Origin of the sequence: Paenibacillus pabuli NBRC 13638 (assembly GCF_001514495.1) — a bacterium.
GTDB classification, from domain to species: Bacteria; Bacillota; Bacilli; order Paenibacillales; family Paenibacillaceae; genus Paenibacillus; species Paenibacillus pabuli.
Genome location: NZ_BCNM01000023.1, coordinates 53791 through 65881, shown reverse-complemented (window position 1 = coordinate 65881; position 12091 = coordinate 53791). Strand labels below are relative to the sequence as shown.

14 protein-coding genes are annotated in these 12091 nt (G+C 47.1%); 1 reads left to right on the top strand and 13 read right to left on the bottom strand.

Going from position 1 to position 12091, the window contains the following annotated elements:
* Positions 1-87: 87 nt before the first annotated feature.
* The 12 genes from PPA03S_RS26030 to PPA03S_RS25975 form a co-directional block, all read right to left on the bottom strand.
* Positions 88-717, bottom strand: a complete 630-nt coding sequence (locus tag PPA03S_RS26030) for a tetratricopeptide repeat protein (protein WP_245683734.1) — start codon at positions 715-717, stop codon at positions 88-90.
* Positions 718-834: 117 nt separating this feature from the next.
* A complete protein-coding gene (gene panD, locus PPA03S_RS26025) occupies positions 835-1218 on the bottom strand; it encodes an aspartate 1-decarboxylase (protein ID WP_062327492.1) in 384 nt (127 codons plus the stop codon).
* On the bottom strand, positions 1211-2107 hold the full coding sequence (gene panC, locus PPA03S_RS26020) for a pantoate--beta-alanine ligase (protein WP_062327489.1): 897 nt from the start codon (positions 2105-2107) through the stop codon (positions 1211-1213). Before panC ends, panD begins: the two co-directional genes overlap by 8 nt.
* Positions 2104-2979, bottom strand: a complete 876-nt coding sequence (panB, locus tag PPA03S_RS26015; RefSeq protein ID WP_062327640.1) for a 3-methyl-2-oxobutanoate hydroxymethyltransferase — start codon at positions 2977-2979, stop codon at positions 2104-2106. Before panB ends, panC begins: the two co-directional genes overlap by 4 nt.
* A gap of 335 nt (positions 2980-3314) precedes the next feature.
* Positions 3315-4292, bottom strand: a complete 978-nt coding sequence (locus PPA03S_RS26010) for a biotin--[acetyl-CoA-carboxylase] ligase (RefSeq protein ID WP_062327474.1) — start codon at positions 4290-4292, stop codon at positions 3315-3317.
* A complete protein-coding gene (locus tag PPA03S_RS26005; RefSeq protein WP_062327471.1) occupies positions 4279-5577 on the bottom strand; it encodes a CCA tRNA nucleotidyltransferase in 1299 nt (432 codons plus the stop codon). Before PPA03S_RS26005 ends, PPA03S_RS26010 begins: the two co-directional genes overlap by 14 nt.
* 82 nt (positions 5578-5659) lie before the next feature.
* Positions 5660-6820 carry an N-acetyl-alpha-D-glucosaminyl L-malate synthase BshA gene (gene bshA, locus PPA03S_RS26000; protein ID WP_062327468.1) on the bottom strand — a complete coding sequence of 387 codons (1161 nt, stop codon included), beginning with the start codon at positions 6818-6820 and terminating at the stop codon, positions 5660-5662.
* 96 nt (positions 6821-6916) lie between these two features.
* Entirely contained in the window at positions 6917-7615 is a 699-nt protein-coding gene (gene bshB1, locus PPA03S_RS25995; RefSeq protein ID WP_062327466.1) for a bacillithiol biosynthesis deacetylase BshB1, read from the bottom strand.
* Positions 7612-8052: a methylglyoxal synthase gene (gene mgsA / locus PPA03S_RS25990; RefSeq protein WP_062327463.1), complete on the bottom strand. Its 441-nt coding sequence runs from the start codon at positions 8050-8052 to the stop codon at positions 7612-7614. The genes bshB1 and mgsA overlap by 4 nt, the downstream gene beginning before the upstream one ends.
* A 196-nt stretch (positions 8053-8248) precedes the next feature.
* Positions 8249-9052, bottom strand: a complete 804-nt coding sequence (dapB, locus tag PPA03S_RS25985) for a 4-hydroxy-tetrahydrodipicolinate reductase (protein WP_062327461.1) — start codon at positions 9050-9052, stop codon at positions 8249-8251.
* 82 nt (positions 9053-9134) lie between these two features.
* Entirely contained in the window at positions 9135-9659 is a 525-nt protein-coding gene (locus PPA03S_RS25980; protein WP_245683733.1) for a tetratricopeptide repeat protein, read from the bottom strand.
* A gap of 51 nt (positions 9660-9710) precedes the next feature.
* A complete protein-coding gene (locus PPA03S_RS25975) occupies positions 9711-10040 on the bottom strand; it encodes a nucleotide pyrophosphohydrolase (RefSeq protein ID WP_062327458.1) in 330 nt (109 codons plus the stop codon).
* Between the two features lie 171 nt (positions 10041-10211).
* Here PPA03S_RS25975 and PPA03S_RS25970 point away from each other — a divergent pair, with 171 nt between their 5' ends.
* Positions 10212-11081 (top strand): YitT family protein, encoded by an 870-nt coding sequence (locus PPA03S_RS25970; RefSeq protein WP_062327453.1) that lies wholly within the window; start codon positions 10212-10214, stop codon positions 11079-11081.
* A 98-nt stretch (positions 11082-11179) separates the two neighbouring features.
* Here the strand turns inward: PPA03S_RS25970 and PPA03S_RS25965 are convergent, their stop codons facing one another.
* Positions 11180-12049 (bottom strand): sporulation protein YpjB, encoded by an 870-nt coding sequence (locus PPA03S_RS25965; protein ID WP_062327450.1) that lies wholly within the window; start codon positions 12047-12049, stop codon positions 11180-11182.
* Positions 12050-12091: the final 42 nt, after the last annotated feature.

Genomic DNA, 12091 nt, shown 5'->3' with positions numbered 1-12091 from the left:
GCATTTGAAAATTAACTGACAAAAAAAGGCGGTGTCCCCGCCGCTATGCCAGAGGAGGGAACACCGTCTTCTTGCCACCGAACGGGCCTAGTTCAGGGCCGTCAGCTGATTTGCATATTGCAATTGTCCGTTGTTCAATCGACATGCTTCCATGTTATACAACGGTTCGGTCAACGTCGGGTCATACTGAAGCGCCTGTGCAAACAGGGAACATGCACCATCAAGGTTCGCGAGCTTGGCCTCAATACAGCCCAAAACGTTACATACCAGCCCTTTTAATCTCGGCGATCCATTTAAATGCATAATTCGCTGCAAGTGTATTCCAGCTTCTGAAGTCTGTTCCAAATGAAGATGAGCCAATGCTAGGTAAAAACGAGTCAGTGCGCTTTCCGGATAGTCGGTCACAACTCTCGAAAATTGCATAATCGCCTGTGGATACATCTGCAATTTGAAATATCCCTGTCCTCGACTGAAACATTCCAGATAGAGTTCTGGCAAAGCGGTCACAGCTTCCTGTTCAGGTTCAAGGGAAGCAGAAGCCGGCTTATCCATTTCCTGCTCCCTAACCTGACTCATTTTTTCCTCAAACATCAGCCACTCATCAATCATCCCGTCACTCATCCGCTTCAGTAAATTCCACTTTTGCAGCAGCTCCTGTTTGTTTAGGCCTTCAGCAGAAGGGTAGCGCTTGATAATTTCATCTAACATGTCGTTCATTTCTGCGAAAACATGCTGGAACATCGATGCATCCCCACCCTTGAAAAAATGGATTAGTGCAGTGACCTGTACTCATTTTTTGTAGAATGCACCGATTTCATTCCCCTTACCAGTCGATTACATAATCGTCGCGTGAACTTCCTGCTTCATCGTTTGTACAGGTTTATTCTGTCCATCCACGAAAACGACAGTAGGCTTGTGATTATTTGCCTCTTCTTGAGACATCATTGCATATGAAATGATAATGACGGTATCTCCAGGCTGTACCAGACGGGCCGCAGCTCCATTAAGACAGATGACGCCACTTCCGCGTGGTCCCGGGATAACATATGTTTCCAGACGAGCACCATTGTTGTTATTCACAATCTGAACTTTCTCATTTTCCATCAGATCAGATGTTTCCATCAGGTCTTCATCAATGGTAATGCTTCCCACGTAATTCAGGTTTGCCTCTGTTACCGTTGCCCGGTGGATTTTGGATTTCATGAGTGTTCTAAACATGGGATAGTACCTCCGATGGTTGCAGCCTTATATTGTCAATTAATCTTGTTTTGCCGAATTTTACTGCAAGAGCAATCAACAGATCGTCACGACCATGAACTTTTTCCTGATCTGCCAGCGGCTCTAGGCTTGGAAAAGCCTGGATTTCCGCGTAATCAATGACGGCCAGCGGTGAGTGCTCAATATTCTGACGTAATATACTGCGTATTTCCGCTGCTGTTGTCGCCGTGCCTGTATCTACAGCTTCTTGTGCCTCACGCAGTGCTTTGGATAGAACCAGCGCTTCCTGACGTTGTTCAGCGCTCAGATATACGTTACGCGAGCTAAGCGCCAAGCCATCATTCTCACGAACGATAGGACAAGGTACAATCTCTACTGCCATATTTAAATCGTTAACCATTTGCTGGATTACTGCAACTTGCTGTGCGTCCTTCATTCCAAAAAAGGCACGCTCTGGCTGTACAATATTAAACAATTTCGACACGACCGTAGTTACTCCGTCAAAATGCCCTGGACGAGAAGCACCGCATAAGCGATCCGTTAAACGAGAAACCGATACGGTCGTTTGTGTCGGCTGTGGATACATCTCTTCAACGGAGGGAATAAATACGATATCCACCCCTTGTGCACGAGCTGTTTCTACATCCCTCGCTTCATCTCTGGGGTAGCTCTCGAAGTCTTCGTTCGGACCAAATTGAATCGGATTAACAAATATGCTCAATACCACAATATCACTTTGTTGTTTGGCAGCAAGCATTAAGCTTGCATGGCCTTCATGAAGAAATCCCATCGTTGGCACCAGTCCCACAACAGGCGCTTTGGACCGAATCGACTGACGCTGCAAGCTGATTTCTTGTCTTAATTCTGCGATTGTCCGTATCACTTTCATGCCTTGGTCTCCACCTTTTCTTTGCGATGTCCGTACAATTGATCCAGAACGCCGTCAGCCGCGGTAAATACATGCTCCTCTGCTGGGAAGGAACGATCCTTGACTTCTTTCACATACGACGCAATGCTACTGCGAATCAGTGTTCCTACATCTCCATATGATTTGACAAAGCGTTTTGGCGTGTAAGGAGAAGCGTACTGAACCACATCATGGAAGACCAGTACCTGCCCATCACATCCTCTACCTGCGCCAATGCCAATCGTAGGGATAGACAGTTCTTCTGAGATGGCTCTTGCCACCTCCTCGGTAACCAGTTCAAGTACTATGCCGAAGGCTCCGGCCGCTTCAAGCGCCTTGGCTTCGTCCATCAGCCGTCTGGCATCTGCAGCATCCTTGCCCTGAATGCGATAACCGCCAATTTGATTCACGGATTGCGGTGTAAGCCCGATATGTCCAAGTACAGGTACCCCGGCTTGCACAACCGCTTTTACCGTATCAGCGATTTCGAGACCACCCTCCATCTTGACCGCTTGTGCATGACCTTCCTGCATCAGGCGACGGACACCCTTAAGCGTTTCATCAACACTGCCATGGTACGTCATGAAGGGCATGTCAGCCACGATAAACGTATTTCCTGCACCACGCACGACAGAGCGTGTATGGTACACCATATCGTCAATCGTTACAGGTAAGGTGGAGTTATAACCCAGCACCACATTCCCCAGTGAATCACCGACCAGAATCAGATCAATACCTGCTTCCTCGGCCAATTGGGCTGTCGGATAATCATAAGCTGTAATCATGCTTAGCGGCACGCCGTCCTGTTTATATTTTTTCATTTTCACAATATTCAGTGCTTGTTTGTTTCCCATCTTCTTCATGGCTCCTCTCACCTTTTCAATTTAAACGCAACAAAAAAACCTTTTAGTTTTCCACTAAAAAGTCCCGAAAAGTCAAAAAAGAGTCACTTGCGATCGTCCCTTCTGTCTCGGTCCTCTTCGGCTCAGAGCAGAATCCAACAACTCACTTTATTACCATTCGTTCATGCCTGATTGATGCACAATTTGAAGCAGAACAAAGCATACTATTGCCGGAGTGCAATTCGGTCTGCCTTAGCCGATATCGCCTCACGAACACAGTATACCAAAGTTCTGCTCAAACTTCACGCTTTATGTTTTATTTTACCTGTGTAATTTCGACATATTCTTTAATCTACCAACGAAACTTCACCTGAATATACGGATACCCGTTCGCCGTTTTGCTTCTCCACAATCAATGCTCCAGAAGGATCAAGACCCAATGCCACCCCTTCGAAACCGCCCTGTGGATTGGCCACCTTAATCTCACGATTCATTGAAACGGATAAAGCTTCCCAGAGCGAAGAGATTACACCAAATCCTTCTTTCTGGTACAAGAAATACAAATGTTCCAATTCCGTGAGAATGGCTGCTGCAAGTTTGGTCCGATCTATGGACTGACCCGTCTCCATCTTAAGCGACGTTGCAATCGATATGAGATCTTCTGGATAATCCTTGGGATCGAAGTTCACATCCACACCTATGCCTGCGATACAGTAGCGTAATTCGTGGTCTTCAACGGTTGATTCAAGCAGAATCCCGCATACCTTGCGACCATCTATCAAAAGATCATTAGGCCATTTGATCCCAGCATCAGCACCTGTATATGACCGAATGGCACGACACACCGCCACACCCGTTAATAAGGTAAGCTGTGGTGTATTTTGCAGTGCAAGCTCCGGACGCATTAGAACACTCATCCAGATGCCTTTGCCGGGTGGAGAGAACCATTTACGACCAAAGCGACCTCGTCCACCCGTCTGTTCTTCTGCCAGCACAACTGCTCCTTCACTCTGCCCCATCTCAGCCATATGCTGGACATCTCCTTGGGTGGATAAGGTAGAATGAAGGATTAAGGCTTTCCGGCCAAACACCGTTGTTTTCAGCGCCAGCTGAAGTGCCGTTGAATCAATGCTGTCCGGTTTGGTAACCAACCGATATCCTTTGCGAGATACTGCTTCAAACTCATAACCCATGTCACGCAGTTTGTTAATATGTTTCCACACGGCCGTTCGGCTAATAGACAGATTGCGACTGATCTCTTCACCAGACACAAACTCTCCTTCTGCATTCAGTAACATATGTAACAGTTCCTCATGCTTTGTCATCTGCAGCCACCCGCTTCACTTCGTTGGTCAGCACGTCATGCTGATTCTTTATATTTCCAATCGCAGTCTCTCTCAACAGATATTTCATCAACTGTCCCAGCCAAGGTCCGCCCTTGCGCCCAAGCGACTGCAATACGTTCTCACCGGTAATATGCAGATCTTTCAATTCATGTACTTTCATGGATTGACTCCATGCAGCACCATTGAAATGTATAGCATCGACCTGTCCTTCTTGCAAAACCCCTTGATTACGCCAACCTGATGGGAGTAAGGGTTGAATCATGAGCCAGTCCTCTGTTGCCTGACGCCCGCAAGACAACACCGTAACGATCCATTCGGCTCGCAGTGCCTCTTCGTTCTTCTGTTCCTGAACGAGAGCTTTAACCTGTTGTTCCACCTCAAGAACTCCGGTAATGCGAGAACGGTCATCGTTAGAAAACGTCCATTTCCGAAGTAAAGCATCTGCTTCATCTCTGGTAAACTGACCTGCAATCAGTACGATCGACCAGCGCAGCATAACGTTCTCATCCACCAAGTGAACCATTTCAGACAAAAGACTTTGATTGAATCGTTCCACGTAAACTGGTACCTTAACATGCTCCAATGCCTGACTTCGTCGCAGCAATTCCAGACCTCTTAGCGGATGGGGACCTGCCATCATTTTGACCATCTCGGTTCGAACCCGTTCCATGGCGATATGTTGAAGCAGATCTTTCTGTTGAACTAATCCCTTCCAGGTGTTGTGGGCGATCTTGAAATCGAATACCGAAGCAAAACGAACGCAGCGCAGCATCCGCAGCGCATCTTCACCAAAACGTTCCTTCGCTGATCCCACACATCTGACCCGTTTATCCCGAATGTCCGTCTGTCCGCCAAAAGGATCAACGATATTTCCGTTTCGATCCATGGCAAGTGCATTCATCGTGAAATCACGCCGTTGCAAGTCTTCCTTGATATCCTGGACAAAGTGAACCGCAGTAGGCCTTCGATTGTCCTTATATTCAGATTCTGTGCGAAAAGTCGTAACCTCAAAATAATATCCTCCTGACCGAACGGTAACCGTTCCGTGCTGGAGGCCTGTTGGAATGCAATCCGCGAACAGATCCATGACTTGCTCAGGAGAAGCAGACGTGGTGATATCCATATCATCCACACTGCGTTCCATAAGCTCATCACGCACGCAGCCACCGACCCAGTAGGCTTCGTAGCCTTTTTCATTTAATGTTCGAAGCACATGCTCGCTTTGTCTTGCCAATTCATGGTCTACCTGTGTCCATTGAACCACTTACGATCACCTCATAACTACCTGTTGCTTGGTAATGGCTTGCACAGATATATTTCCACGGAGGAACGAGACTATCTGAGAATTAGCCACAAACGGGCTTCAGATTCGGGACTTCACGTCCCAGCACCCGGTAGTATATTTGTTCATATTCATGCCGTATCGCATCGTTGCAAAAATCATGATGGGCTCTTCTTAAACATGCCTCTCTGAAGTCCGCTGTCAAACGGTCGTCCGTCAACAGACGTATCGCGTTCTCCGCCATCGACTGCGTGTCGCCAATCGGGGACAAAAATCCTGTCTTGCCGTGCAATACCAATTCAGGGATTCCCCCTGCCAGTGATCCAATGGTAGGTACACCACAAGCCATGGCTTCGAGTGCCACCAGTCCGAAACTTTCCTTCTCCGATGGCAGCATCAGCACATCAGCCATCGAAATGACTTGAGCAATATCATCCTGCTTACCTAGAAAATGAACCTTGTCATTCAGTCCAAGCTCATTAATCTTCCATTGAATCTTCGGCAAATCAGGTCCTTCTCCGACAAATAACAGTTTGGAAGGGACTTGTTCCTGTACCTGACGGAACACCTCCACCACATCCTGTGTTCTCTTCACCGGACGGAAGTTGGAGATATGCATCATGATTTTTTCATGAGGTGCTGCAAAATCTCTACGCAGACTTGCTGCATCCCTCGGATAATAAATTCTTTTATCTATAAAGTTATAGGTCAGGTCAATTGGACGCCGGATATCAAGCAATTCAACGGTTTCACGAATCAAGTCCTGAGATACTGCTGTGACGGCATCACTCTCATTAATCGCAAGTCGAATCAGATCCTTTAACGACTCATCCTGTGCCAATACAGTAATATCCGTTCCATGTAACGTTGTAACTACCTTCAGGTCCTCACCAACCATTTGTTTTGCCAAAAAGGCACACACGGCGTGTGGTACTGCATAATGTACATGCAGCAGGTCCAGCTGCTGTGATTTGGCTACTTGGGCCATCTTTGTTGCCAAAGATAGATCATATGGCGGATAACGGAATACGTAATAATCGTTGACTTCCACTTCATGATAAAAAATATTTTTCTGAAATGTACCCAGTCTGAACGGGATACTGTTAGCAATAAAGTGAACTTGGTGCCCCTGTTCGGCAAGCAACTTGCCCAGCTCCGTTGCGACAACGCCAGATCCTCCGAGGGACGGATAACAGGTGATACCAATTTTTAGCTTTTGATCCATCCGGTGGACGCTCCTTTAATCTCCCGCAAGTGCAGGTTGATGTAATGCAACGGAATTGCACTGATAAATATACATACGAGCAAGCTCGATCCTGTATTACTTGGCTGCTAGGCCAAACTGATTAACCACATAAGGTGTGATACTTGCGAACCCTTCCGCATAAGGAATAAAGCTGCGCTGTCCGAGCAAGGAATCCCGAGCTCTCACACGTTCAATATACCCTTGATTGAGCGGAGTGGAAACTGCACCTTCTCCCAATTCAAATTGGGAACGATAACTAAGCAACGAATGTTCCTTTTGTTCATAGTGTTCCGTAATATCCACAATCAAATCCGTTGGCCCGATATCGTTGATGAAGTAAAAATACAATTCTTTCACCTGAACAGCAGGCATGTCCGGCATATAATTTCTAAGCTTGGCATTGAATACGGCTTCCTGCACAAGCTTGCTGCACATCACATGGTCTGGATGGCGATCCTCCCAATATGGAGCAAACACGATTCGGGGTGCATGGCGGCGTATCTCGGCAGTTATGGCCTGAATGTGTTCAGGGGTAACGTGCAGACCTCTGTCAGGCAAACCAAGATTGCTTCGACACGAAAGACCGAGGACGCGGGAGGCTTGCTCCGCTTCCTCGGCTCTGCGCTCTACCGTCCCGTTCGACGACATCTCTGCCCGGGTCAGATCACACACGCCAACTTTGAGTCCTGCAGCAGTATGTTTGGCAATCGTTCCCCCCATACCAATCTCTGCATCATCCGCGTGTGCACCAAATATGAGAATGTCCAAACTCATTGAGCATCACCCGATTTTAATCCGCCCTCTGGCTTGTATTTATGTACAAGCTCTCTCCAGCCAAAATCGCCGCGATCCAGCGCTTTAACGAGAATTTCCGCAGTTGCGATGTTGGTGGCAAGCGGAATTCCCTGCACATCGCAGAGACGCAGCAAAGCGTTAATATCTGGTTCATGAGGTTGTGCCATCAAAGGATCACGCAGGAAAATAATCAGATCCATCTCATTTTGTGCAACCAGAGCACCGATCTGTTGATCCCCGCCCAACGGCCCGGATTCAAAACGGTGTATCTGTAATGAGGTTCCTTCCATAATGCGTAGGCCGGTTGTGCCGGTAGAGTATAGTTGATGGTCTGTAAATACAGGTTCGTAAGCTGTCACGAAGTTAACCATCTCTTCCTTTTTGCGATCATGGGCAATAAATGCGATTTTCAACATGACAATCTCCTTTTAGTGTGTGTTCAAAAAGTCAGGTTTTCAGCACCAAGAAGGTTGGATGAAGCTAGGGACTGAGTAGCGGAGCGTAGGCGAACCTACGTGAGCAACGGAAGGCCCGGCTGAATTCAAGATTCGATGTTGTATCCGCTTCTCGAGTGACCTCGTGATCAAAAGTTGACTTTTTGAACTACCTCTTTTAGTCGATAAAGTGATCAAATCCGTAGATAAGTCCTGTATATTCCATAACCTTTTGTACTCCAATTTTAACACCAGGCATATAACCTGCCCGTTCATAGGAATCATGACGTATTTTGAGGGATTGGCCAAAATCTCCAAACACCACTTCCTGCTGGGCGAATACACCCGGCAGCCGTACACTGTGAATTCGGAATCCATTATAATATCCGCCACGCGATCCTTCGATCGTCTCTTCTTCATTCGGATTGCCCTGACGAAACTCCTCACGATTTGCCGCAATCAGCTCGGCTGTTTTGATGGCTGTACCTGAAGGAGCATCCAGCTTTTGATCGCCGTGATATTCGATGATCTCCACATTGGGCATATGTTTGGCAGCCTGTGCGGCAAACCTCATCATCAAAATAGCTCCGATGGAAAAGTTCGGGGCAATCAACCCTCCAATGCCTTTCTCCTGACACTGCTTGTCCAGCTGTTCAATCTGCTCCGGCGTAAAGCCGGTAACACCCATAACAGGTCTAACCCCATGACGGATTGCGATCTCTGTATGGGCATAGGCATATTGGGGGACGGTGAAGTCCACCATAACCTGTGGTTTCGTCTCTGCAAAAGCCATCTCGATATCGTCGGTCAAAAGCACCCCACATTCAGGCAGACCGACAAGTGTTCCGGCATCCGTGCCTACGCCGGAGCGGTTAACCGCCGCTGCGAGCTCCAGTTCAGGATCTTGAAGCACCAATTTCACGACTTCACGGCCCATCCGGCCAGCCGCTCCAATTACGGCAACGCGTATTACTTCACTCATCTTGGCTGCATCTCCTCACTATGTTGGCTCAATCGGCTGAATCCATTTCATAACAATCCCTTATACCCTATGAAATGGATTCTTATTGTATAGACTTCATACGCTGCTTAATTTCCTGTAATAATTGATGCAGTTGCACATTCTGCGGGTCCAGTAACAGTGCGTCACGAACGGACCTGGTTGCAAGGTCGAACTCATTCAGGTCGCTGTATGCAAGAGCAAGCATGATATGCGCTTCCACATATAACGGGTCAAGTTTAACCGCCCGTCTCAGCAAATCGGCCGCCTGAACATATCGTTCATGTGTTCCGTTCCCTGCCTGTTCGAGCAGCAATTTGGCCTGTGTACTGAGCTGTTTGGCTTCCAGAGTCTGTAAATGCAACACATACTCCTCTATGCCCTGAGACAGCTCAACAGCCTTACGTGCGTAATCAAGCGCTTGACTCAAATGCTGACTGCGGGCATGTGTAATGGAACAGCGATAATAGAGCTCCGCATGTTCCGGGTGAGCATCGATGGCGGATTCAAACCAACGAATCGCCTGTTCAAAATCATTTTGCAAAATGCAGCGGTATGCTTGCTGCATGTACTCTTCCGGTTTCATCATCCAAGCTGTCCCTCCCCATTGAGGTGATGGTACAGCATATGTAATCTACGCCTAATCGGTGTTTTTAGGAGTCCACCGATCTGCATCGCGTGTGTTAAATTTATGCATGACTTTGTTATGGGCCTCTGCCAGATCAATCCCTAGAGAGTTCGCAAAACAAATCGTGATAAATAAAATGTCCCCAAGTTCAAGCTCAATGGAATTTTCTGCTTCGGAAGACTTTTTCGGTTTTTCGCCGAACTCATGATTGACTTCCCTCGCAAGTTCTCCCACCTCTTCAGACATCCGAGCCAGCATGGCCAGCGGACTGAAATATCCTTCTTTAAACTGGGAAATATACAGATCAACCTCACGCTGCATTTCTGCAATGCTTTTCTCCATGAGAACGGATTCTCCTTTTGAAATTGTGTCGTATTTTACCTAATATATCAGTTATTTAGATTCACTTCCACCATCATAAATGACAAATCATTTTTAAAGAATCGATAAACAGGTATACTAAGGTGGGAATGATTGCTTTCACATTCTAATTTGCAAACGGAGAGTGAACTTATGAGCACTTCCAAAACCTGGGTTCAATTCAAAATGATTCTGCCCATCCTGTTGGGAACCGCATTATATGCCTTTGGACTTCTGTATTTCATCATTCCCAATCAGCTCATGGAAGGCGGAGTAACGGGAATTACGGTGCTGCTAAATTATGCGTTCGGCATCTCTCCTTCACTAACAACCTTAGTTGTTAACATTCCGCTTTTTCTGATTGGACTCAAAATTCTGGGCGGCAGACAGATGATCTATACAGGCGTTGGTATTGGAGCACTGACAGTGTTCCTCTGGTTGTTCGAAAAATGGATACAGATCGGCTGGATCGAGCCGCTACATACCGAGAATGATCTTTTGCTTGCGGCATTATATGCCGGGGTCACCCTTGGCGCAGGGCTTGGCATCGTATTTCGCTGGGGCGGAACGACAGGCGGCTCTGACATCATTGCCCGCATTCTCAATCGAAAATATGGATGGAGTATGGGACGTGTATTGCTGGGGATCGATTTCATCATTATTGGCATTTCGCTCATATACATTCCAAAAGAAAAAATACTGTATACGCTGGTCGCTGTATTTATCGCCTCTAAAGTGATCGACTTCATTCAGGAAGGAGCATATTCTGCTCGCGCCTTTATGATTATCAGTGATCATGCACCGGAAATTGCCGACTTGATTACCCGTGATATGGATCGCGGCGTCACACTCATTCCAGCTGTTGGTGCCTATTCAAAACAGGCCAAGCATGTAGCCTATTGTGTCATTTCCAGGCAAGAATTCAGACGTTTACAGACGATTGTGCGCTCCGTTGATCCCAGAGCTTTTGTTATCATCAGCGATGTCCATGATGTGCACGGAGAAGGGTTCAAGGAAAGTTGATCCAGATTGCTGAAAAAACCTCGAATCATAAGAAGAGCCAGCGAATTGGCCATTCTCGGAATCGGGGTTTTTCTATTTTTCTATTGTTTTGTTTAAATTCAGCGGCGAAAAGGAAATATCCCCTGCTGCTGTGCCCGGTATTTACGATAACCTGCATAACCAAGCGCTGCTACGATCACGGAACTAATGAACAATCCGGCAGCCCTGCGGTTGGGACCTTCAACAAATGGTACAAAGGCACTTTCGTCCTTTTCCCGACCAAACAACTGGTTCACCAGCTCTTCACCATGAATGACCATACTCTTCAATTGGGCAATATCAGGTTGCTTGGCCGTTGTCAGACCCTTGGTATGAGATAACCAGGCGTCCAGCTGGGCAATTTCGTAGGGTTCACGGCGGATCATAGCCGCAGGGCGGATGGTCTCATAATGCTCTTCCAGCAAGGCATAGCGGGTTCCTATTATCGCTGCACTTTGCTGCTGATCAGCGGCGGTTGATAGCGCATCAAGATCATTTTTCACAATTTTATAATACTGGAGCCATAAAGGTTTGGCTGGATTAGCAAGACTGTCTGCTGCAAGCCGAAGTTTGGCAGAGGCCAGCTGGAGTGACGCCTCATCACTTTTAACCCGGACGGCGGCTTCTTTCACTTCAACAATGGTTTCGGATAGGGCGTGTATGCCTTCGACTGTCGTTTGACCCTCAAAGGATATATGCTCCAGACCTTTACTGATTCGCAAAATACTGCCTCTCACTTCCTCAATATCATGATCGAGGGCATGTCGATACAGCAGCGCCGCTTCTTCATTTAATTGCTCAATTGAATTTTTGACAGAGACTTCTTTGCTCTTCTCTTCGTTAACCCCACTACTTTCCGCTGATACGCTGTATGACAAGTTCGTCCAGAACAGCAGAGCCATGAACGACACCACCATTAATCCAGTTTTGATCCTGAACGTTCTCTTCATGGACATCCCTCCCACCATCAATGTATGGCAGGGTGTAGCCCC